General features: G+C 58.5%; 25 protein-coding genes, 1 tRNA gene and 1 pseudogene. 15 read left to right on the forward strand and 12 right to left on the reverse strand.

The genetic code is table 11. The annotated features are described in order from the left end of the window. A partial coding sequence (locus E5K03_RS17360) for a hypothetical protein (RefSeq protein WP_205742940.1) occupies positions 1 to 266 on the forward strand: 266 nt, incomplete at its 5' end. Here the strand turns inward: E5K03_RS17360 and E5K03_RS02675 are convergent. Then, positions 255 to 1382: an SPFH domain-containing protein gene (locus E5K03_RS02675; protein ID WP_138004833.1), complete on the reverse strand. Its 1128-nt coding sequence runs from the start codon at positions 1380 to 1382 to the stop codon at positions 255 to 257. The genes E5K03_RS17360 and E5K03_RS02675 overlap by 12 nt on opposite strands. 138 nt (positions 1383 to 1520) lie before the next feature. Continuing rightward, a complete protein-coding gene (locus E5K03_RS02680; RefSeq protein ID WP_240729920.1) occupies positions 1521 to 3152 on the reverse strand; it encodes an NADH-quinone oxidoreductase subunit D in 1632 nt (543 codons plus the stop codon). 105 nt (positions 3153 to 3257) lie between these two features. Between E5K03_RS02680 and E5K03_RS02685 the strand changes: the two genes are divergently transcribed. Next, positions 3258 to 3923, forward strand: coding sequence for a helix-turn-helix domain-containing protein (locus tag E5K03_RS02685; protein WP_138004835.1), 666 nt, complete (start codon positions 3258 to 3260; stop codon positions 3921 to 3923). Between the two features lie 195 nt (positions 3924 to 4118). Beyond that, the gene (locus tag E5K03_RS02690; protein ID WP_205742941.1) at positions 4119 to 4514 is read left to right on the forward strand and encodes an amphi-Trp domain-containing protein; all 396 of its coding nucleotides are present in this window, start codon (positions 4119 to 4121) and stop codon (positions 4512 to 4514) included. Positions 4515 to 4548: 34 nt separating this feature from the next. Here the strand turns inward: E5K03_RS02690 and E5K03_RS02695 are convergent, their stop codons facing one another. Then, entirely contained in the window at positions 4549 to 5652 is a 1104-nt protein-coding gene (locus E5K03_RS02695) for a DoxX family protein (protein ID WP_138004836.1), read from the reverse strand. An 83-nt stretch (positions 5653 to 5735) separates the two neighbouring features. On the opposite strand from E5K03_RS02695, the gene E5K03_RS17650 reads away from it, so the two are divergent. Then, positions 5736 to 5870 (forward strand): hypothetical protein, encoded by a 135-nt coding sequence (locus tag E5K03_RS17650; RefSeq protein WP_265338707.1) that lies wholly within the window; start codon positions 5736 to 5738, stop codon positions 5868 to 5870. Positions 5871 to 5879: 9 nt separating this feature from the next. Here the strand turns inward: E5K03_RS17650 and E5K03_RS02700 are convergent, their stop codons facing one another. The 3 genes and pseudogenes from E5K03_RS02700 to E5K03_RS02705 all read right to left on the reverse strand — a co-directional run bounded on the left by E5K03_RS02700 (position 5880) and on the right by E5K03_RS02705 (position 8576). After that, positions 5880 to 7637 (reverse strand): Rieske (2Fe-2S) protein, encoded by a 1758-nt coding sequence (locus E5K03_RS02700; RefSeq protein ID WP_138004837.1) that lies wholly within the window; start codon positions 7635 to 7637, stop codon positions 5880 to 5882. A 213-nt stretch (positions 7638 to 7850) separates the two neighbouring features. After that, positions 7851 to 8015, reverse strand: a pseudogene (locus tag E5K03_RS17465) (ADP-ribosylglycohydrolase family protein); the annotation flags it as partial. A 150-nt stretch (positions 8016 to 8165) separates the two neighbouring features. After that, positions 8166 to 8576: an ArsR/SmtB family transcription factor gene (locus E5K03_RS02705; protein WP_138004838.1), complete on the reverse strand. Its 411-nt coding sequence runs from the start codon at positions 8574 to 8576 to the stop codon at positions 8166 to 8168. A 98-nt stretch (positions 8577 to 8674) separates the two neighbouring features. Between E5K03_RS02705 and E5K03_RS02710 the strand changes: the two genes are divergently transcribed. From E5K03_RS02710 to E5K03_RS17990, 4 genes are all read left to right on the forward strand, one after another. Beyond that, positions 8675 to 9295, forward strand: coding sequence for a DUF7509 family protein (locus E5K03_RS02710; RefSeq protein ID WP_138004839.1), 621 nt, complete (start codon positions 8675 to 8677; stop codon positions 9293 to 9295). A 901-nt stretch (positions 9296 to 10196) separates the two neighbouring features. Further along, positions 10197 to 10754, forward strand: coding sequence for a DUF7342 family protein (locus E5K03_RS02715; RefSeq protein ID WP_138004840.1), 558 nt, complete (start codon positions 10197 to 10199; stop codon positions 10752 to 10754). Next, positions 10755 to 11261, forward strand: coding sequence for a hypothetical protein (locus E5K03_RS02720; protein ID WP_138004841.1), 507 nt, complete (start codon positions 10755 to 10757; stop codon positions 11259 to 11261). It abuts the gene before it with no gap. A 459-nt stretch (positions 11262 to 11720) separates the two neighbouring features. After that, on the forward strand, positions 11721 to 11870 hold the full coding sequence (locus tag E5K03_RS17990) for a DUF7837 family putative zinc-binding protein (protein WP_449267295.1): 150 nt from the start codon (positions 11721 to 11723) through the stop codon (positions 11868 to 11870). Between the two features lie 244 nt (positions 11871 to 12114). On the opposite strand, the gene E5K03_RS02725 is transcribed toward E5K03_RS17990, so the two are convergent. From E5K03_RS02725 to carA, 3 genes are all read right to left on the reverse strand, one after another. After that, on the reverse strand, positions 12115 to 12933 hold the full coding sequence (locus E5K03_RS02725; protein ID WP_205742942.1) for a hypothetical protein: 819 nt from the start codon (positions 12931 to 12933) through the stop codon (positions 12115 to 12117). Positions 12934 to 13087: 154 nt separating this feature from the next. Continuing rightward, positions 13088 to 13162: transfer RNA gene (locus E5K03_RS02730), tRNA-Glu, on the reverse strand. A gap of 213 nt (positions 13163 to 13375) precedes the next feature. Continuing rightward, positions 13376 to 14437, reverse strand: a complete 1062-nt coding sequence (gene carA, locus E5K03_RS02735) for a glutamine-hydrolyzing carbamoyl-phosphate synthase small subunit (protein WP_138004842.1) — start codon at positions 14435 to 14437, stop codon at positions 13376 to 13378. 96 nt (positions 14438 to 14533) lie between these two features. Here carA and E5K03_RS02740 point away from each other — a divergent pair, with 96 nt between their 5' ends. Next, positions 14534 to 14947 carry an Lrp/AsnC family transcriptional regulator gene (locus E5K03_RS02740; RefSeq protein WP_138004843.1) on the forward strand — a complete coding sequence of 138 codons (414 nt, stop codon included), beginning with the start codon at positions 14534 to 14536 and terminating at the stop codon, positions 14945 to 14947. A gap of 118 nt (positions 14948 to 15065) precedes the next feature. Continuing rightward, positions 15066 to 15638 carry an NUDIX hydrolase gene (locus tag E5K03_RS02745; RefSeq protein WP_138004844.1) on the forward strand — a complete coding sequence of 191 codons (573 nt, stop codon included), beginning with the start codon at positions 15066 to 15068 and terminating at the stop codon, positions 15636 to 15638. Positions 15639 to 15663: 25 nt separating this feature from the next. Here E5K03_RS02745 and E5K03_RS02750 read toward each other — a convergent pair whose 3' ends face one another. The 3 genes from E5K03_RS02750 to E5K03_RS02760 form a co-directional block, all read right to left on the reverse strand. Continuing rightward, positions 15664 to 16581 carry an alpha/beta fold hydrolase gene (locus E5K03_RS02750; RefSeq protein ID WP_138004845.1) on the reverse strand — a complete coding sequence of 306 codons (918 nt, stop codon included), beginning with the start codon at positions 16579 to 16581 and terminating at the stop codon, positions 15664 to 15666. A gap of 80 nt (positions 16582 to 16661) precedes the next feature. Continuing rightward, positions 16662 to 16982 (reverse strand): hypothetical protein, encoded by a 321-nt coding sequence (locus tag E5K03_RS02755; RefSeq protein WP_138004846.1) that lies wholly within the window; start codon positions 16980 to 16982, stop codon positions 16662 to 16664. Next, the gene (locus E5K03_RS02760; protein WP_138004957.1) at positions 16972 to 18012 is read right to left on the reverse strand and encodes a zinc-binding dehydrogenase; all 1041 of its coding nucleotides are present in this window, start codon (positions 18010 to 18012) and stop codon (positions 16972 to 16974) included. Before E5K03_RS02760 ends, E5K03_RS02755 begins: the two co-directional genes overlap by 11 nt. A 163-nt stretch (positions 18013 to 18175) precedes the next feature. Here E5K03_RS02760 and E5K03_RS02765 point away from each other — a divergent pair, with 163 nt between their 5' ends. The 5 genes from E5K03_RS02765 (at position 18176) to E5K03_RS02785 (ending at position 22060) form a co-directional block, all read left to right on the forward strand. Beyond that, entirely contained in the window at positions 18176 to 18400 is a 225-nt protein-coding gene (locus E5K03_RS02765; RefSeq protein WP_138004847.1) for a ribbon-helix-helix domain-containing protein, read from the forward strand. Continuing rightward, complete coding sequence (locus tag E5K03_RS02770) at positions 18366 to 18776, forward strand: PIN domain-containing protein (RefSeq protein WP_240729921.1); 411 nt, start codon at positions 18366 to 18368, stop codon at positions 18774 to 18776. Before E5K03_RS02765 ends, E5K03_RS02770 begins: the two co-directional genes overlap by 35 nt. A 66-nt stretch (positions 18777 to 18842) precedes the next feature. Continuing rightward, positions 18843 to 19511: a MogA/MoaB family molybdenum cofactor biosynthesis protein gene (locus E5K03_RS02775; RefSeq protein ID WP_138004848.1), complete on the forward strand. Its 669-nt coding sequence runs from the start codon at positions 18843 to 18845 to the stop codon at positions 19509 to 19511. A 95-nt stretch (positions 19512 to 19606) separates the two neighbouring features. After that, a complete protein-coding gene (ilvD, locus tag E5K03_RS02780) occupies positions 19607 to 21352 on the forward strand; it encodes a dihydroxy-acid dehydratase (protein ID WP_138004849.1) in 1746 nt (581 codons plus the stop codon). Between the two features lie 48 nt (positions 21353 to 21400). Continuing rightward, positions 21401 to 22060 carry a helix-turn-helix domain-containing protein gene (locus E5K03_RS02785; protein ID WP_138004850.1) on the forward strand — a complete coding sequence of 220 codons (660 nt, stop codon included), beginning with the start codon at positions 21401 to 21403 and terminating at the stop codon, positions 22058 to 22060. The last annotated feature ends 210 nt before the right edge of the window (positions 22061 to 22270 follow it).

The raw sequence follows: 22270 nt of genomic DNA on the forward strand, positions 1-22270 counted from the left end.
GCGGTATCAACATCGGAATTGAACCCAGTGAGTCGCAGCCTGCGCAGCGAAGCAAGCAGGAACGTCTCATGTCGGTTCAATTCCCGGACGGCGCATTTTCTGAGCGGAGTGAAGAAAATCGCTGGACGGAATTGAATCAGCGAGCGAACGCAGTGAGCGATCGCGGTTCAATTCCCGGACGGTGCACTCTCATCCAATCGAATTCCTGCGGTTTTGGCTTGTGTCGAGGAGGCGACAGCAGCACGATCGAACAGTCACGTTTCTAGTTCCGCTTCGCGCTCGGCGTCGTTGGAGTCCGCAGTAGCCTCCTCGGCATGCGTTGTATTCGAGTCACCATCCTTGATCGCCTTGGCCTCCTGTTCGAGCGCGGTAATGTCCAGCTCAGCGGCCTTTTCGATCTCACCGAGGATTTCTTTGATGTTGTCAAGTCCGAGGAGTTCACGCGTCTCAGCGTCGAATTTGAGGCTGTCCAACTGCTGGCCATTCGCTGCAACGTCGCTTCCAGAAAGATGTTTACCGTACCGCCCGACCAGCGAGGTGAGCTCCTGTGGGAGCACGAATGTCGTCGACGCTCCCTGTCCGATCGCCTCGAGCGTTTCCATGCCGCGTTCGATGATCGCCCGCTCGCCCATCGAATCGGCAGCCTTCGCGCGCAAAACTGTCGAAATCGCCTCACCCTGGGCTTCGAGGATCTGGCTCTGTTTTTCCCCTTGGGCGCGAATGATGTTCGACTGTTTGTCACCCTCGGCCTTCTCGACTGCACTCCGGCGTTCGCCCTGTGCCTCGAGGATCGTCGCCCGGCGTCGCCGCTCTGCGCCGGTTTGTTGTTCCATCGCGTTTTGCACCTCCTGGCTGGGATTGACCTCGCGAACTTCGACCGACTCGACGCGAATTCCCCATTCGTCAGTCGGTTCATCGAGTTCTTTCCGAATCCGAGCGTTGATTTCTTGGCGCTTGTTGAGCGTATCATCGAGTTCCATGTCGCCAATGACTGCCCGGAGCGTGGTCTGTGCGAGGTTTGAGACGGCGTGTTTGTAGTCTTCGACCTCCAGAAAGGCCTTTTTGGCGTCCATCACACGGAGATAGACGACCGCATCTGCGGTCACCGGAGAGTTATCCCGCGTGATTGCCTCCTGGCGAGGAACGTCCATCGTTTGGGTCCGCATGTCAAACCGGTACGTGCGCGAGACGAACGGGGGGACGAAATTGATCCCTGGTTCGAGCAGCTTTCGATACTCGCCAAACACGGTGAGTGCCTGTTTGTCGTAGGCGTCCACGAACCGGACCGTCTGCCAGACAGTCACCACGGCCAACAGCAGTACCAATAGGCCGATGAGTCCAAATGCGAGAACGGAGGTTTGCACCGTGACCGGGGCGTTCATGTAGTCTGTATTCAATCTGTAACTGCATCAAGGGGCGAGATTTTTACACTCAATCGGTTTTTAATTATTCGAGAGACAAAAGACAGCACCCAGTGGTCGATCGTCGTCGCATCCCTCACACACAGGCCAACACGCGGCCTATCGATCGACTTCGCCCATGATCGTATCCAGACTGCCAAGTGTCGCGATCAGGTCCGGCACGTGTTCGCCAACAGCCATTGCAGGAAGCGCCTGGAGATTCGAAAACGACGGGCCGCGAATCTTGAACCGAGCCGGTTTCTCGCTGCCATCTGCCCGAATGTAGATTCCCAACTCGCCTTTGGCTGCCTCGACAGCCCAGTACCCCTCGGCGTCATCAGCTGGTCGGATCGTCCGCGGGACGTTTGACTGGACTGTTCGGTCGTCGTCGGGCCACTCAGCGAGGAGGTCGACACACTGTTCGATAATTTTGGCTGATTCTTCGACTTCCTGGATGCGAACCAACAGCCGCGAGTAGTTGTCCCCGTGCGGCTCAGTTATCACGTCCCAGTCAAGACGATCGTAGTAGCCGTAGGGGTCGTCGCGTCGCAGGTCGTAATCGATACCCGAGCCACGGGCCACCGGGCCAGTGCAGCCGTAGTTTTTGGCTATCTTGGCCGGAAGGATGCCAGTGTCGACGGTTCGGGCCTGGATGATCTCGTTATTAGTGAGAAGGTTGTGGATATCAGTGAGGCGCTCGGGGAGCCCATCGAGATACGAACGGACGCGATCGAGGAACGCCTCGCGTGACTCCGGCAGGTCCCAGGCGACACCGCCGAGTCGGAAGTAATTGAACATCAGTCGCTGACCCGTGAGGTCTTCAAGAATATTCTGGACACGCTCGCGCTCGGTGATCGCGTACATGAACGTGGCCGTGAAATCCCCCGAGATATCGAGCGCATAGGCTCCGATCGCCAGCATGTGCGCCAGTATGCGGCTGAGTTCCGCAGACAGTGTCCGAATGACCTGTGCGTACGCAGGCACCTCAATGTCGGCGAGTGCCTCAGCGGCGCGGGCGTAGGCCCATTCGTTGCAGAGCCCGCCGCCGCTCCAGTCCCATCGATCGGGGTATGGCATGATCTGGTGGCGATAGGTGCAAGTTTGGGCCATCTGCTCCTCACATCGGTGGATGTAGCCGATATCAGGCTCGACAGCCGCGACCTGTTCGCCCTCGAGGGTGAGCTTGAGATGCATTACGCCGTGTGTGGCCGGATGGTGTGGCCCGATGTTGATGAACATCGTCTCTCCTCGCCCCTCGCTTGCCAGTGCGTGAGCCGAACCGTCTTGCTCTCGAAGCGGAACGATCTGAGGCTGGGTTTGATCATAGCCCAGTGAGAGTGGATGACCCTGCCACGTCTCGGGCAGCAAAATACGCCGCAAATCGGGATGGTCTTCGTAGTTAATGCCGACCAGATCGAAGGCTTCCCGTTCGTGCCACGCGGCAGTCTGAAACACCTCGGACCCGGAGGTCGATCGCGGGCGCTCGCTGTCTGTCGGCACGACGATACTCGCCTCCTGTGTCGGATCATCGTAGGATCGCAGATGATAGATCGTCTCATACCGATCAGCGTACTGCTGGGCGGTTACACAGGAGAGATGGTCCAGCCCAGATTCATTTTTGAGCGTGCTGAGGACAGCCGGCACATCCCGTGGGGAGATCCGAGCTGCTGGCGCGTTGCGGTGTGTCTCTTGTCCGATAATTTTGTCTGCGATCGGGGCGAGGATGTCTGCCAGCGCTGATTCCGCTGGCATATGGCTACCGACTTCGCTCGACATACCTGTAGATGAATCGCCATTTACCCAACAATTCTGCCTCACTGCTCCGGTTATTTATATACGCCGGCTCACACTGTGGTTATGAAATACCTGCAACTCACACTTCGATTTGCAGCCAATGCGAGACATCCGATGCATCAGTTCATCGACGAGTCTGACGCAGTCGATCGGGACGTGTTAGTCCACGGCAATACGATTGGGGAACTCGACACCTTCCTCTTTTACATCGTCGGTGATCGGGAGCCATACGCTGCGGCCCTGGAGGCTGCCGAAATGATTGCCGATTTTCAGATTACGGCAATCGACGATCGGAGCTTCTACTGTTTTCTGACGCAGCGACGCAACGCCGTCGACGAAGCCATGTTCGCCTCGTTTAACAGAACCGGTGTCATCATTGTGCCGCCGATCGAATTCCGCCCCGATGGAGTCGCAGACCTCACTGTCGTGGGCGACGCCGCCAGCGTTCAACAAACACTTGCAGAGATCCCCGACGAGGTGGCGGTAGACATCCAGCAAGTCGGCGAGTACGACTGGCGACAGGCGCTGTTCGATCCAGGGCTGACACACCGACAAAAAGAAGCCGTGAACGCTGCCGTTGCGGCAGGGTACTACGCAGTTCCGCGTGAGAGCGACGTCGAGACGATCGCTGACACCCTCGATTGTGCGGCGAGCACAGCGGCCGAACACCTGCGAAAAGCTGAGCAGGCGGTGATGACCGAGTTCTGTGCGCTTCACCACTACGAGTAAAAATCCACACTCGTCGTTTTCGGTACGGTTGTCGATCGGTCAGGACCACGACGTGAGTACGACGGGATACTTATACGGGCGTTTGCAACGCTTCCCAACAAATAGTATTAGATTCGGTTCGCAAGCCTTCGCGCCGACAGTTACTGAACGGAAGTGGCGGGTGGAGTTTTGGGCACCGGGTTCGTACGTCAATACGTGACAGACCAGAATCAGAACGCAGCCGACACGGAGTCTGAGGACGCCGAGAACGAAACAGAGGAGTTCGAGTTGGAAGGGATGATGACCCACGAGGAGGGAGCAGCAGTCCTCCGAGAGCTCGCCGACCACATCGAAGCCGGATCGGTGGAACTCGGCGACGGCGAGGAGCCGGTGAGCGTCCCCGAGCAGTTCGAGGTGGAATTCGAGTACGAGGAGGGGGACGACGAGGCCGAACTGGAGATCGAACTGGAGTGGCCGATCGGCGACGACAAGCGGTCACCTACGACGGAATCCGACACGGACGACGGTGAGGAGACAGTCGACGAGGAAGTAGGCGAAGCGGAGACCGACGACGAGGAAGTTAGCGAGGTAGAGACGGACGACGAGGACTAGAGCAGTCTGTGGATAGAGTACCCGCCACGATCGCTCAATCGCCACGGACGGGATCGCGTGGAACCTCCGAGTCGTTCTGGGTAGGTTCGTGGAGCGCGCGATCGATCGAGAGGGGGCCGCCACCGGTGACAAGCAGCGCCGAGACGAGCCCAAACAGCGAAATATGCGCCAACACAGGATCGTCAGGCAGGCCGAACAGGGTTGTGACAAAAAGCAGGAAGGCAACGCCGGCGGCCGCACGGGTGAACGCCCCCACGATGAGCAACACGCCGACAAACGCCTCCGTGAGGCCCGCGCCAAGGACCCAAAGTTCCGGGGGAACTGGAACGACCGCGGTAAGATCGTACTTTGCGACGACCGCAAGCGCCTCACCCGGACGCATCAGCTTCTGGGCGACACCAAGATAGATGAACGAGATGCCAACGCCTATCCGGATGACCGTCGGGACGTACGCCGTGAGATGTTTCGTCCGCTCAACGAACGGGAGCGCGACCTGACGATAGAACGGATCGATACGCGAGTACAACGTCCGGTCGTCGGCAGCCATGGATGCGACGACGTGATCCGCGCTCGGACGGCCGCCCCCGACAAGCGCGATCGCCAGAAATCCCGGCACGTACTCAAAGGCAAGCATGAGTGCTGGCTGGACGGTGAACGCGACAAGGTACGAACCGAGCCCGATCGCAGCAACGAGTCTGGTGCCGAATCCAAACAACAACAGAAAGCCGATCGTGATCCCAAACAGCCGGACAAACACCGGCGCAGGGGGCTGGACGGCTGGCGAAAAGAAGTACCCTGAGAACCCAGCGCCGACCAATGGCAGGCCAATCGAGAGCCGAAGCAGCCACGGCAACAGTTCCTCGTAGGACCGAAGGATTCGCCGGAAGACCGCGATGTCGGTCCGAAGCGGCTGGAGCCGAAGGTACGCAATACCGACAGCAGTAACGGCAATCCCCCCGGCACCGATGACCGCCAGGTTGAATGGGGTCGTCAGGGCAGCGAGGAGAAATTCGATGACGTCGATCGGATCGCTACCCGGGGTGACGTATTCGACGTGTGCAGTCGCTGATCCAACTCCGGCGACCAACACCGAAAGGAACCCGGCGATCGCGGCCACGCCGCGAACGGGAGAGAACATGCCTAAAGTTGTGCTTACGGTCGTATAAGCGTTCGTCTGCTGGCGATCGGGCGATGCGTCGGTAGCATATTTCAGGAGTCGTATTGTCGCTTCGAAACCAACCCGTCGTGTTCCAGCATCATCTGCGAGATGCAGTTGGAGACGTCGAAATCCCCCCGTTGAATCTCAAAGAGACGTTGCTCGAAGGTGACGGGAACACTGAACAGCGTCGTGTGTGAGCGTCGGTGTCAGTCGTCGACATCTTCGTAGATGGCCTCGCCGTCGAAGAGTCGCTCCGCAATCGTGACCGTTTGCTCGCGCTCGCGGCGAGTGGGGAAGTGAGCAGCCATATACCGTGCCGGCGCGATCAGCGCCAGTCGTCGTTCCCGGTCGCTTTCGGCCAACTCGAACTGTCGGAAGCCAGCTTCGACGTTCTGCAGGGTGTGGAAGTTAGCGTCCTCTCGTAACAGGCCCTCGCCCAGTGTCTGTTTGAGTGCTGTGGGGTCACCGTCGGCGTCGAAGTGCCCGGCGACGATCCGTGCCGCCTCGTCGACGCCGCCCTGCTGGTCGAGGACCGCCAGCAGGCGGTTCCGGAGTTCAGACGGGGTGCCGTCCGCGCCTGTCCCGGGGTTGGGAATGGTCGCCGGCGGCTGATTCAGGAACCGATCGAGATACACCGACATCGCACCCTGCCAGCAGGCCTCGTAGATGTCCGGGGCGTCGGTGCGACGGGCGAGGTTGTCGACGGCGTTGGCAAACGAGAACGTGTGGTGGACCGTGTTCCAGTCGCTGAATTCGTTCCCGGTGCCGAAGTGTGCGACCCGACGGAGTGCGGCGACCGCGATCGCGTGTGCGAGTTGCTCGGTATTCGCGCCGCCGGCGACGGCATCGCGCAGAGCGTCATCGATTTCGTGTGGGTCGCTCGACAGCAGCGTGTCGATGAAGTCGTTGGGGCGGTCCCACTCCTTGCCGGTCCCGGCGGCGACCATTTCGGGGAGGTCCTCGGCAGCGTCGAAACACAGCCCGGCCACGTCGATCGGCCGGGTCCACGTGCTGGTTTCTTCGCCCCGTGAGGCGTCCGCAATGGCGTCGACCACGGTGGCGAGGACGGGTTCCCGGCGGTCCCAGCCAACGTGGTCCAGTGTCTCGACGGCTTTGTTGAGGAAATCGATCGTGTGGCTGTTGTTCATATAGATATGGTCGGTGCCAGCGGCGACCAAGACTTCGACGAGGTCCTCGCGGTCGAGGACGGCCGCCGCGGTGCGAAGACAGCGCTCGGCACCCGTACTGTCGCGAACATCGCAGGTGTCGCGGAACCACGATTTGAGCCGCGGCTTCGAGAGGTCGTCGTTGCCAAGCGCGTACTGTTCGAACCGAGGTGGTTCGCCGTCGCAGTTGTCCGCGACCTCGGTGACACCAACGATCATCGCCCGCAGTTTCTCGTCGTGGGCGAGGGCATCGTAGAGGTTCGCCATCGCGCCGAGCGTCGTCATTCCCCGCCCCCAGCCGTCGGCGCGGTACTGCGTTCCGAAATCGACTGCGGTCTCCAGTGGTGTCGTGAACCCGTCGCCGTAGTGGTCAAGGTGGATGACGGCCTTCGCGGCGACCAACGAGAGGTTTTCCGCTAGGCCGTCGGCCAGTCTGTTGCGCCAGTGGGTCTCCGGGGGCACGTCGGGGTCGGGATCCGGGTCGATGTAGACGGTCCCGTCCTGAACCTGGGTGGGGAACGTCTGGACATCGTCGGCCCAGATGTCCAGCGTGTCACCCTGTGCGAGTTCGAACCGCGCGTGGTGCCAGTCACAGGTCAACAGGCCGTCTTCGACGCTGCCTTTCGAGAGCGGAAATCCCATATGCGGACAGCGGTTATCAACTGCGTACACCTCGCCCTCGTGGTGAAAAAGTGCGACCGGGCGGCCGCCTGCCATCGTGACTGTCCGTCCGTCATCGCGGAGACTGTCGATGTCGGCGACCGCGGTCATATCGTGGTCCGAGAGGTCAGATGACATACCTAGTGGTCCGAGAGCGAGACAAATATGTGTTCGGCCGCGACTGCGTTCGACTCTTCACGTCGGGTTAACGGGCTGCGAGTCTGCCGTGTTGCAGTAGTCTCTGTCAGCGAAGTCACTCCTCATTCTGATGGGTTGCGAAGAGACGAATCTCAGTCGGCGTGATCGTGCATGACGTTCGATGTTACCCCTCTTCGTGTTCGCAGACCCAGCGGTAATTGTTCCCGCCGGTTGGTTCCACGTTCCATACCCAATCATCGCATCAAGCCGATCGTGATCGATGGCGATCGTCGGTGCGCAACGAAACGCAACCGGTCGGCCAAGCGAATCTCCACACGCTAACCCGAGAAGGACTTCACAGGCTTGATCCGGATGCAGGTGTTATCTACAGTTTATTTCTGCGAAAAGTATAGAGAAAAAATCACTCATTGGGTCTTGTTCCTGTCCGAAGGTGTCCCGATATTTTGCCCACGTCTGGTACATCTCTACCCGTTCTTTCTCCGTCATTGAGTTCCCCTCGGTTGGATGTCAATCACTCGAACTGTCGTACATCGCTTCGAATTCTTTTTCACCGCGGATTAATTCGTCTACGCCACTTGTGAGCGTCACCTTGCCGAACACTGTCGCGCGGTAGTACGTGTACAAGCCATCTTGTCCTCGGTCAGTGTGTTGCCGTTTTTCAACGAGTCCCACAGCAACGAGTTTGTTCAGGTGGTAGTGGAGGGTACTATCGTCTATATCGATCGCCGCTTCCAGTTCTTTGGGGCTCATGTCTCCGCTGTGAACAAGTCGGTAGAGGATCTCGTATCGAGTGCGGTGGCCGATCGCTGCATGCATCGCTAGATACTCATCCAGGCTGAGAACGCTATTCTCAGGCAGCAAATCTTCAGGGTCCTCTGGAGCCCCTGGTTCGACTGTCTGCGTGGAATTCGTCGCCATCTTGCTTCGTGATAGGGATTGAAGACTCTTAGACATTCTCAAGCCGAACTCTCTCAAAAACTCTGGTTTTTAAATACTAATCGAGGTCATAATTCCTCATGGCTGTGGAAATCACACGCGATTTAATTGTCGAACGGTTGGGTCACGTGACGTACGACCGGTTCCTCTTTTACTTGATGGGGCCATACAAATCATTCAATCTCAACTACGTTCTCAGCGAGCAAGAGCAGCAAGAAATCGACGTGGAAGACCTTCCTGGGCCGCTTCGTCGATTATTCCAAAGCAAAGAAGCGATAGATGCGGCACAGGCACTCTTGCGACGAGTACAAGGAGCGCTTCGCGTGAATCCCGGAGTGAACGCGTTTCTCGCGCTTGATGTTGACGTGGATACTGATGATGTTGATGCTGCAACGCAGAGTATCGACTACACACGGTGTAGCAACGCGACGGCGTTCATCCTGCCGTTTCTCGGGCATAATTTCGGTGTCGGAGAAGAAGCTGGAAGTATTCTAGAAGCGCTTTCTGAAACCCACGGCGACCGGTTGATTTTTATGCACGAGGATGACGTTACGAGTGCGATGATACGATCGGCGCAGATGCGATGGGACTTGCGGGTAGAAACATACGAGAATGAGTCAGAGCTCGTTTCGAAGCTTCGAATGTTCGCCGGCGGTATCATGCATCAAGAACGCCGGGGAGATCTCGCACCGTTAGATTGAGTTTACGCAGAATTGCGAGGGAAGGAATTCAAGTTTCATTCGCACGAACTCGTCGCTTTCATATTGGCAGTCCTGCCTGGAAGCAGGTCCTGACGTGAGGCCAACCCCGGATGATTTCCCGTCGATTTTGCCGATCGCCAGACAGCGATCGGGTTTTCCATTGAGATTCATTGCCTCCGAGAAAACCGGAATCGACAGACAGCGTCGGGGCCAATACCCCGTTTGAGACGAATTGCCTTCGAACATAGGTTTACGTCTGGTTAGCCACGCAAAAACCAGCAGAATGCGACGCGATCGGAGTGCTCCTATGGGGATTTGAACCCCAGTCATTGCCGTGAGAGGCCGCAGTGATTCGCACCGCGTACAAGTCTGTCTCTCAATCAGATCCCCCTGGAACTCGGGTTCTGATCTGTTACAATAGACGTGTTCAGCAGGTAAGTACTTAAAACACCTAGACGATTGCCGCACTGGCAAGTGGTCTTAGAACGATTCACACCTCAAACCTCAGCATATTAGAGCACACCAATGGGGTTATAGAATAGTTCACATTGTCTGAAACCCACAACAAATGGGGTACAAAACACAGAGGATGTAGTCAACACAGAGCAGTCGGAAGTTCCATTAAGCGGTGCGTTGGTCGTATTGTTTGACCAACACTCGGAGCCACCACAGTTTCAGGCCGACGCTGGCCACGACACCCAGTGTCGCTCCCGTTGGTGACTGACGCCATGCGGCGTATATAAATCCAAGGGCACCGGCGGTGTTACAGACGTTCGGATAGTCGGGCCCCACCGATCGATTCTACCCGATCTGATTTGAATCAGCAGTAGTTCACTCGACTACTCTTGTATATATGAGATCCATCCAAATATATAATTGATAGTAGTGACTACCTCAGTATATGACTGAATCTGGCCTGGGATCGTGGACTGATGATCTCTCTGCACGAGAGCGCGTCAGACAGATTGCGACGACGCTCACTGAGGATCGCTCTGTTGAATGGGTGCGAAAAGAAGCGCAGATCTCCTCGTGGCAAACTGCGAAAGATGAGTTGGAGATGCTTGTTGAATTCGGACAACTACAGGCTGTCGAGGGTGATGATGGCAACAGAAGATATGCGCCAAACTACCAGCTCCGGTATTTCAATGAAATAACGGAGTTAATTAACACACATACCCGCGAAGAACTTCGTGAAGAAATCGCAACGATCCAAGCAGACATTGACGAGTGGAAACACGAATTCGCGGTCGAATCAAGCGATGAATTAGAATCGACGCTCACTAATGACGACCTCAATAGTGAGGCCGTACGGCATCGCAATCGCGTGCTTCGACAGTGGGAGCACTCCGAGGACAACAAACGTCTACTCGCTCATGCGCTTGAACTCTACGACGATGCTCGTGAACTCTACTCAGGCGAGGACGGCTCATCAAACTCGTCGATCCCGCTCTCGCAGTAAATGATCTTTCTCGCAAATCGCGCCAATCTCGATAAGCGAACGCTGCTCACACGAATTCATAACTGGTTACAGACGCAAACCACCACGCGGGATTCTCCGGTTGAGCAAGTGTGGTATCATCCCTCTCAACGGAACAAACTCAGCGTCCGAGCCACAGTCATCCCGGAGGCGTTTCTTCAGGCGTCGTATCCAACTGCCGAGGCAGAGTTGCAGATCTCATTTGATTTTCCGCAGGGCTATGCGTACGATTTTTACAGAATTCAGTGGGTTGAACCAGATCGGAACCTCATGCTTGGATGGCACCAGGACGAAACCCACATGGATCTCGGCGAGTGTCACTTCCAAATTGATTATCACGGCGACACTGTACAGAGAGCCTCGGCCACATTTCTTGACTCACATCCGTTGAATGTCCTCGACCAACGAATCGACGATCTTGTCGGCGTAATTGACGCCCTCGTGTGGGAAGATACAATCCCACAACTGCCGACAGCGGCCGTGAGATGAAAGATCGCTCGCTGTGGGACGCCCAACGATGTATCGCACTCCAATACCTACTCCCGAGATCACTCGACGACTGCATGAGTGCGACCTGGAGACGAGTACCGAGGTACGGGACTGATTCACATAGCACAGCAGACACAACCAGTCCGGGAAAACGAGCACTGAGAAGGGCCGATAGTAGACTCACGGCCGGGCAGTCGGACTCACAGCATGACCATATCGTATCCAACTAACAACAATCAGGCACATAGCCGCGTGAATGAGGGGCCGTACGTGCAGGCGATCGCGTAGCTAAATTTGGGAGAGATACACGCAGTTCAGGTCGCCGATTAGTACACCTATAGGGCATCATACTTTTCGTTTTCACTTTCACTGTGGTCGGCACAGGTATTTATAAGCAGAACACAAAGTTGTAATTGGAACTTGGGCATTGTCACACGCTCCAAGTTCCTCCCCTTACCCATGTCACAAGCAGCAACCAGTCTCGGTACGTGCCCCTTCTGTGGGACGCTGGTCTCGCCAAGCGAGATACTTATCGAATACAAAGTTGAAGGTGAGCACCGCCTGTACGCTGAATGCTCTGACTGTAAGGAGCCAGTTCGGCCAGAATAATCGTCACTTCCCGAGCGTACGCGACTGTTTGAGCTACCACTGCCCCATCACATACGATAGACACAGGACTTGTGAAGGGCCCCAGGATCACGCATGAGCAGTACGACAGGCGTTCGATGATTCCGAGTACTGCATAGCAATGCATGTAACACCTCCTCTGGGCCACCCCAATGCAACAAGATTTCTGTACTAAAGTCAGCGTCTACATCTACAGACAATTAGGCAGCATCACGCAGTAGGCAATTCAATTGAATAATCCACGGACTTTGTTGAGTATGCCGTCATCAGGTGCTGTTTCATTCGTTTCTGTGGTGGGGTCGCTACTAATTCGTCTATCTAATTCAACGCCAGTAGGCACCTCTCCTAGCCAGTCTAAGAACTCATCTGGGGATTTGATCAACAGATCTCGACCACGTCGCTCAACGCGTGCAACCGTAGGCGGATCACGGGCGTACGTGTAGGTGTCTGTAGACATCTCTTCGGGGAATGACACACGTAGCCGTTCGCCCTGATCTTCTGTTGCAACATCCTCTCGTTTGAGCAGGTCAAACCACCGATCACGACCCGCATCGTGCTCACGCTCGGCTGGCCGACGCGGGAACCACGCTGGTACATCACGGTCAGCATAGTCGTACAGTTCTAACATCACTGTTCGAGCTGTTCGTAGCGCATCATCATCGTTCGAGAGTGTCAGCTCACGCGTCAGCATTTTGTGAGTGAACCAGAGAAACACCGGGTTGTCCTGCTCAATCAGGCGATTCACTTCGGCTTCGCCTTTGTAGCTCGTATCGAAATTCACGTTGAAATGCAGGATCTTCGATCGGTTCCGAAACCATTCGTCGGGCCGCTTATCATTGCTAATGAAGGCAAACAACGGGTAACTTGCGTCTGGCGTCCAATTGCCCCAATAATTCCGGAATGTATCTAATCGATTCACGGTCGTTTTCGTGATGTCATCGACAACGACAGGGAACGCAGTATTCGTAGAGCGCATTCCACGAACCTTTCGCTTGCCGACTTCATCCGCATCAACCGGATTCAACACCCGTCCACCACTGATCATTGACAGAGCAAACTGCGCGAACGTTCCTTTCCCCGCGTCGGATTCGCCGAGGATATAGAGATTCGGAAGCGTCTTATCAAGATCAATCCCATAGTGGTCATAGAACGCCGCGTCGCGGACGTGATGAAAACAGGCGATTTGCCCGCAAAAATCATGCTCCGATGGGGATTTGAACCCCAGTCATTGCCGTGAGAGGGCAATATGATTGGCCGGACTACACCATCGGAGCGCATTCGATCGTAGCCCACAATACAGTAAAACAGTTGCGTTTCGATCGACCCGTGCGTCAGTTCCGCACAGTAACACGCCGGGTTGGTAAAACGAGTTCGGACGCCGACAGCGTGGACGAACAGTGGTGTGGTCAGTCACGGAAACGATCGGACACGCATCGACGACCAGCCGCAGGCAATGCGACTGGATCCAGTGTAACTCAACGAACCGCTCAGTCGGCGGTGACAGCCGTTCCCTTGTCAACGAGGCCGAGCACATCGTCGAAGAACCCAAGCGAGTCGTGTGGGCCAGGGTTGGCTTCGGGATGGTACTGCCGGGTGATGATGCCGTGTTCCTCACTGGCGAGCCCCTCGGCGGTTTCGTCGTTGACGTTGATCTGAGTGACGTCCAGGTTGCCGGGATCCGACACCGTGTAGCCGTGATTTTGGGTCGTCATGACGACCTGGCCGGATTCGACGTCCATGACCGGTTGGTTCACACCGCGGTGGCCGAAGGCCATCTTTGCAGTGTCCCCGTCGAACGCACGGGCGACAATCTGTTGGCCAAGACAGATGCCGGCGATCGGCAACTCGCCGGTGAACGTCTCCACGAGCGACTGCGCTTGCGTGAAGTTCGCCGGATCGCCCGGGCCGTTCGAGATGAAGAGCACGTCCGGGTCGACCGCACGCACGTCTTCGGCGCTTGCGTCGTACGGCAGGACGTGAACGTCAGCGCCGCGCTCGTTCAGCGAGCTGATAATCGATCCCTTCGCACCACAGTCGATGAGCGCAACGTCGTACTCACCGCCACCCAGATGGACCGTGTGCTCGACGGTGGTGACGCGCTTGCCGATATCGATGTGTTCGCTCATGCCCTTACACTCGGCGAGTTCGGCTTTCGCTGCCTCGGGCGTTGCGTCTGGACCCGCAGCGATGCCGCATTTCATCGCCCCATCCTCACGGATCGCCGTGACGAGTTCGCGGGTGTCGAGGTGGTCGATCGCAGGCACGCCGGCCTCGGTCAACCACTCGGCGACGTCGTCGGTGAACTCCTTGGCAACCGCCGCGCGTGGGTGGACTCGGTCTGATTCGAATCGCTCCGATCGCACGCCGTAGTTGCCGATCAACGGGTACGAGAACGTGAGCACCTGCTCCTCGTAGGAAGGATCGGTGAGGCTCTCTTCGTACCCCGTGTACGCGGTTGTAAACACCAGTTCGCCGCGGGTGCGCCCCGGCGCACGGCAGCGGGCTTGCACCACGCTCCCGTCGGCCAGCGCGAGGTAGGCGTCCGACATTACGAGTTACGTATGGTTGGTCGGCAATAAGTGCGTCGTTCGAAGTTGAGTTACGAAATTCGTAATTGGTAAGTCACCGCAGTGTGGACGTGCCGTATGGACGACCTCGATCGCCAGATCCTCGACATCCTGCGGCGCGACGCCCGCACGCCGTACACCGAAATCGCCGCACGGGTCGGGACATCAGAAGGAACCGTCAGGAACCGCGTCGATCGGCTCACAAACGACGGGATCATCGAGCGATTCACCGTCACAACCCAGACAGGCAACGTGAAAGCGATGATCGAGGTCTCCGTCGAAATGAACGTCAACACCAGTAAGGTTAGCGAGCAGATGGCAGAGTGGGAGGAAGTGGACTTCGTCTGGCAGGTCTCCGGCGAGGAAGATATCGTCCTCGTTGTTGACTGCGTTGACACCCGTGCGGTGAACGAGCTGATCACACAGGCCCGCGAGCTCGACGAGGTCAAACGAACGAAGACGCGACTCATTCTCGACGAACGGCTCGGGTAACGTTCGGGTTGATAACAGCGGAGTATTGAGGCGATCGACCGACTGTTGAGGCGATCGATCGACCGATGTCCCGCGCGCGATCGAACCCTTATTGACCCCGCTGGCCGTTCATGCGTGCATGAGCACCGACGAAGCCGCGAACGAGCGCGGCGAAGTCCACAAGAACGCCCGCCAAGATGTCATTGCCGTCGATCCAGACGACAACGAAGAGGGGCTCGTCAACCGTCTCGATGCCCACACCGGCGACGGCGTCAGACACCGAGCGTTTACCTGTCTCGTATTCGACCACGATGGACGAATTCTGCTCGCACAGCGATCGCCCGACAAGCGCCTGTGGGACACCCACTGGGACGGGACTGTTGCCTCTCATCCAGTCGAGGGACAATCACAAAAAGACGCCACCGAACAGCGTCTCGAAGAGGAACTCGGGATCACTCCCGACCAGTACAACGACCTCCGCATCACCGATAAGTTCGAGTACAAACGCTACTATCCGAACGAAGGCGTCGAGTGGGAGGTCTGTGCAGTCCTGAAGGTGACACTCGACGACACCTCACTCGACCCAGACGAGGCAGAGATCGGCGGGATGCTGTGGGTCGACTACGAGCACCTCCACACGCACCCGAAGCTGTACCGCCAACTGCGGCTGTGTCCGTGGTTCGAGATTGCGATGCGCCGAGATTTTGAGTAGTCGCCGGCGTCAAGAATTGAGTCGGCTATCGATCGGTCCCGGTCTGTGGACCGCCGCGAATAAACCCAATCAGCTCGTTGGCCACCCGCACCGGCTCTTCGTGCAAAACCCAGTGTGTCGCCATATCGAGCATACACACATTTCCGTCCTCACAGAGATCGATGCTTTCCCACGCCATCGACTGTTTCAAGAATTCGTCTTTTGCGCCCCAGATGACGAGCGTCGGCACCGTAACCATTGAGTCGACGGCGCTCGGGCGGTGGCGAACGATCGCGCGATACCAGTTAATCATCGACCTGAAGGCATCGGGTTGGGACCACGCCTCGCGGTATCGCTCGAAGTCCTCCACAGTAAACGTCCCCGGCTGGCTCGTCGATCGCATCGATCGGACGATCCCACGGTAGTTTCCAAGTTGTGACAGCGTCTCGGGCACGACCGGCAGCTGAAACGCGAGGAAGTACCAGCTTTTCAGCCGCTGTTCCCAGCTTCGGCTGAGGGTTCGCTCCATCACGGTCGGGTGCGGGACGTTGACCGCACAGAGCTTCGAGACACGGTCAGGATAGTGGAGCCCAACCCACCACGCCACCGCAGCCCCCCAGTCGTGGCCGGCGATCACCGCAGTGTCGCGATCGGCGGCATCGATGAGCCCGACAACGTCGGCAGCTAATTCGTCGATGTGATACGAGTCGATTCCCGGGGGCTTGTCGCTTCGATTGTAGCCGCGTTGGTCGGGAACAACGACCCGGTAGCCCTCGTTGACGAGTGGGCGGATCTGGTTGTGCCAGCCGTACCAAAACTCCGGGAAGCCGTGAAGCAACACGACGAGCGGCCCGGATTCTGGGCCAGCCTGTACGGTGTGTAGTTCGATTCCGTTGGTCTCGACGAATACCGACTCCCCGAGCACGTCGGACGGAATCGACGCCGATCGCGAAGACTCAGACATAGGTGTACATATATCGCAGACCGGCAAATAGCTGCCTCCAGAAGCGAGCCCGCCGAGGCGTCAAGGAGGCGATCGCGGGGCTACGTTGCGGCGGTCATCGACCAGACGGCAACCAGCCCGAGGATCACCGCGGGGATGAGCGGCAAGACGAGGAAGGTCGCCACGAAGCCGAGCCCGAAGCCCGGCAACACAGTCGGAAACAGGTAGATCGCGCCAGGGATCACGAGGAAACAGCTCACGACCGCGGCGACGAGGATCCACCCCTGTGCACCAAAGCCGGTTGGCTCGGGCTCCGCGGGCTCCGATTGGCGATCGCCATCTGTGTCGCCGCTCACGGCGTCGTCGGGGCGGTGAACGTACCCCCCGTCGGATGTCGTCTCGGGGTCGTCGTTAGCGCTCACTGTCTGGAATTACCACTACCTTGCCAAAGCCCTCACGGTTTTCCAACAGCTCATGACCACGGGCAGTTTCGCTCATCGGCAGTGTCTCTCGAATTCGTGGGGAGAAGGTCCCGTCCCAGACGAGCGAGAGCACGTCGTCGAACTGGCCGGGCGTCGCCATCGTCGAGCCGATCACCGACAGCTGGTTGCCGAAGATTCGGTGTAGCCCTGCACCGGGATTCGGGCCGGTCGTCGCGCCGCAGGTGACGATCCGTCCGCCTTTCGCCAGCGACTTGAGCGAGTCAGGGTAGGTCGCTTCGCCGACGTGGTCGACAACCATGTCGACGCCGCGGCGACCTGTCCGAGAGCGAATCTCGTCGGCAAAGTCGTCGGTCGTGTAGTCGATGACGTGATCCGCACCGCAGTCTTCGGCGTGTCGGCGCTTTTCAGCGGTCGAGGCTGTCGCGTACACGGTCGCGCCAGCGTGGGCAGCGATCTGCACTGCGGCGTGGCCAACGCCACCGGACGCGCCCACCACGAGCACCGACTCGCCTGCTGAGAGATCGCCACGATCGACGAGCATCCGCCAGGCGGTGCCAAAAACGAGCGGGACAGCAGCGGCGGTTTCCCAGTCGACATCGTCTGGAACGGCGACGAGGTTGTCTTCAGCGACGACAGCGTACTCGGCGTGAACGCCGGGGAGATGTTCGCCGAGGATCTGGTAGCGAACACACAGCGTCGGATCGCCGGCTCGGCAGAACTCGCAGGTTCCACAGGAAACACCCGAGGTCACCGTGACGCGATCGCCCGGCTCGAACCGCGAGACGTTCTCCCCGACGCGATCGACGATCCCCGCCGCGTCACTGCCGGGTGTGTGCGGCATCTCGAGGTCAAGCCCAGGCAGTCCTCTGCGAGTCCAGACGTCGAGGTGATTGAGCGCCCCGGCTTTGACGTCGACGCGCACCTCGTCTGGTCCAGGCGTGGGGACTGGGGTTTCGTTGTAGGAGATCACGTCGTGATCGCCGTGTCCGTCGAACTGAACAGCCATCATCGTCATAGAGTACGATCTGCGGCACCCGACAAAACAGTACGGGAGACGCGAGGGGTAAGCAGTGAAGATTTTTGAACCATGATTCAATCACTAGGCTAGACCGGGAGCGAGTCGTTTCGATCGCCGAGTAATGTTTATACAATCGTATAGGCTATGTGGAGGTATGAGCACCGATCGACAGTCTGTTCCGGTTTCCCTCCCACCAGAACTGGTTGAGCGTCTCGATAGACTCGTCGACGACGGCGTCTTCGGGTCACGGTCGGAAGCGCTCCGTTACGGTGCTCGGCTCGTCGTTCGAGAAGAGCAGCTAGAACGCCTCCACGAACAGGCAGGCAGCAAAGCGAAAAAGGACGTTGAAGAAAGGCTCGATCGAAAACGTGTATCTTGACCTCGACGTCATCCTTGCGGAGCTGAAAGCCGATGACTGGTTGGCGAGTGACGTCGATATCGATTCGATCGAGGATCCGAAGACGTCGGTTGCGACCGGTATCGAACTCCAGTACGTGATGGAAGATGTGTGGGATCGGCACCGCGTCGTTCGGGCCCATCAAGAGATCACTGAGAAAAACATCGAACTGGTACCGCTGACCAGCGACGCACTGGCCGCCGCTGCCGATCTCAGAGCACAGTACGACGCACTCAATGTATTCGATGGCGTGCATCTCGGTAGTGCGGCTGTCCTCGACGAACCGATTGTTTCAACCGATACGCTGTTCCCTGAGATCTCGGAAGTCGAACATATCGATCCCCGCAATCTCGAATAGAGACATACAATTGGAGGCAGCCGTTGGTCCCGATCGGTTTTGTATCCCGCGCGTGTATCACACCGCATGAGCGATCACACAGAGCACAGCGATGAGGGTGATGAACACGATCATGGGGAGGACGATCACAACGGACACGAGCACGGCGAACACGACCACCACAACGGACAGGATGATCACAGCCATGAGCACCACGGCAACCACAGCCACGACCACCACGGCAACCACAGCCACGACCACCACCATCACGACGTTTCAGACGTCGGGATCGCCGTCGTCACCGTTTCGTCCTCGCGGAGTCTCGATGACGACCCCGCCGGGGATATACTCGCTACCGAACTCGAGGCGGCGGGACACACGGTGGTCACCCGTGAGCTGGTGCGCGACAGCTTCGACGGGATTCAGTCTGCGATCGGGAACCTCTCGAACCGCGGGGACGTCGGAGCGATCGTGACCACCGGCGGGACGGGCGTGACGCCAGACGACGTGACGATCGAGGCCGTTTCAGACTTTTTTGAAAAGGAATTGCCCGGATTCGGCGAGCTGTTTCGATCGCTCTCGCGCGAGGAGATCGGTACGCGAGTTGTCGGGACGAGGGCGACCGCAGGAGTGACCACAGACGGGACCGTTGTCTTTTCACTCCCAGGCAGCGAAAACGCCGTACAGCTTGGGGTTGAAGAGATTATTCTCCCAGAGGTTGGCCACCTCGTTGGGCTTGCGGGCCGCGAGGAGTAGACGACGTGAGGCTCGTCGAACTGCCCTAATAACAGAGAGACCGCAACGGTTGTCGATTCGCGGTCTTTTAAGCCCGTCGGGCATAACCGATCGGTATGAGCAAACAAGAGCCACGGCCGGATTCCGACCGGTTCGCCGGCCGTAAGGAGGACAATCTCCGAAGCAAAGACGTGACCGAAGGGGCCGAACGCGCGCCGCATCGGGCGATGTTCCGCGCGATGGGATTCGACGACGAGGACCTCTCCTCGCCGCTTGTCGGCGTGGCGAACCCGGCCGCAGACATCACACCGTGTAATGTTCATCTCGACGACGTGGCCGACGCCGCGATCGCCGGCACTGACGCGGCGGGCGGCATGCCGATCGAGTTTGGGACGATCACGATTTCGGATGCGATCTCGATGGGGACCGAGGGAATGAAAGCGTCGCTCATCTCCAGAGAGGTGATCGCCGACTCAGTCGAGCTCGTCTCCTTCGGCGAGCGGATGGACGGACTCGTCACCGTTGCCGGCTGTGACAAGAACCTGCCCGGCATGATGATGGCCGCGATCCGAACTGATCTCCCGTCGGTGTTTCTGTACGGCGGCTCGATCATGCCCGGTCACCACGACGGCCGCGATGTGACGATCGTCCAGGTGTTCGAAGGCGTCGGCGCGTACGGACAGGGCGATATGGACGACGAGGAACTCGACCAGCTCGAACGCACCGCCTGTCCAGGCGCGGGCTCCTGTGGTGGGATGTTCACCGCAAACACGATGGCGTCGATCTCGGAGGCGCTCGGGCTCGCGCCGCTCGGCAGCGCCTCTGCGCCCGCAGAGGTCGACGAGCGCTACGAAGTCGCCGAACGGGCCGGCGAACTCGTCCTCGAGTGCATCGAGAACGATCGCCGCCCGTCGGACATCCTCTCACGGGAGTCCTTCGAGAACGCGATCGCCGTCCAGACCGCGATCGGCGGCTCGACGAATGGCGTCTTGCACCTGCTCGCGCTCGCCGCCGAGGCGGGCGTCGACCTCGCGATCGAGGACTTCGACGAGATCTCCAGACGGACCCCGAAGATCGCGGATATGCAACCCGGCGGCCAGAGCGTCATGAACGATCTCCACGAGCTCGGCGGCGTGCCGGTCGTCATCCGGCGGCTGCTGGAGGCGGGACTCATCCACGGCGATGCGATGACTGTCACCGGCCGGACGATCGCCGAGGAGCTCAAAACCCTCGATCTTCCAGACGACACAGCCATTGAAGCGGACTTCCTCTATACCGTCGAGGAGCCAAAACAGGCCGAGGGCGCGATCAAGATTCTCACTGGGAACCTCGCCCCGGACGGCGCGGTGTTGAAAGTCACCGGCGACGACGCGTTCCACCACGTCGGTCCCGCGCGGATCTTCGAAGACGAAGAGGACGCGATGGCGTACGTCCAGCGCGGCGACATCGAATCCGGCGACGTGATCGTCATCCGCAACGAAGGCCCGAAAGGCGGTCCAGGAATGCGTGAGATGCTCGGTGTCACCGCTGCGGTAGTCGGCGCGGGCCACGAAGACGATGTGGCATTGCTCACCGACGGACGGTTCTCTGGGGGGACCCGTGGGCCGATGATCGGTCACGTCGCACCCGAGGCCGCAATCGGCGGACCGATCGGCTTACTCGAGGACGGCGACGAGGTGACTGTCGACATTCCGAGCCGAGAGCTGTCGGTCGATCTCAGTGAGACAGAACTCGAGTCTCGCCGCGAGGAGTGGGAACCACCAGCACCGCAGTACGACGGCGGGATCCTCGCAAAGTACGCCCGAGACTTCGGCTCGGCAGCCGACGGGGCGATCACGAACCCTGGGCTCAAAAACGAGTAGTTCCCGGAGGGAGCTACGTTTTTATCTACCGACGCGTTTGGTAGGGTAATGAGTGTCCGTGTCGAGTTTAGCGTCCCTGCCAGCGCCTGTGCACTCGGCCGATCGCTTGGTGGCAATCCCGAGTTGTCGATAGAACTCGATCGGATCGTCCCGACCGACTCGACGATCATGCCCTTCTTTTGGCTCTGGGGGCCCGATGTCGAGTCGTTCTATGCGGCCGCCCGCGAAGAGCCAGCGATCGAGACGCTTACCATCATTGATGAGGTCGACAACGGAGCGCTGTTTCGTGCGCAGTGGAATCCCGATGCGGTTGGAACGCTCCGGTCGATCACGGACACCGACGGTGTGCTTCTTGACGCGCGTGCGGACATGACTGGCTGGGCTTTCGAGGTCCGCTTTGCAGACAGCGAACAGACGAGCCGGTTTCGAGAGCTGTGTGCGAAACGCGATGTCCCGATGCAGGTGATCCGCGTGCGTACCGGCGCAGAAGGGCCGACACACGATGGCTATCGGTTGACTGACGAACAAGCAGAAGCGCTCGCCGCAGCGTATCGGCTGGGCTTTTTCACAGAGCCCCGATCGGCAACACTGGAAGAGCTTGCTGACGAACTCGGCATCTCACCACGCGCGGTCGCCGGCCGGCTTCGGCGCGGACAAGCAACACTGCTCGAAGAAACTGGGCTCGCTGAAGTTGCGGCTGTGCAGTGAGACGGAAACTGCGGAAGAAATCGCACCGGTTACAAATCGATTCTCTTGGGGGGTGCCTGCAACGACGACAAGAGGGTATTCTTCGCAGCGGTGCCCGAGGTCCGCTGTCACCCCCCTGTGTCAGCTATACCTATGGCTCCGTTCTGATTGGGCCTATCCGTTCAGCGCTGAATCCGTTTATATACCGCCGGGAGTTGCCGCCGATCGAGA

Source organism: Halalkalirubrum salinum (assembly GCF_005543295.1).
In the GTDB taxonomy this organism is placed as follows: Archaea; Halobacteriota; Halobacteria; order Halobacteriales; family Haloferacaceae; genus Halalkalirubrum; species Halalkalirubrum salinum.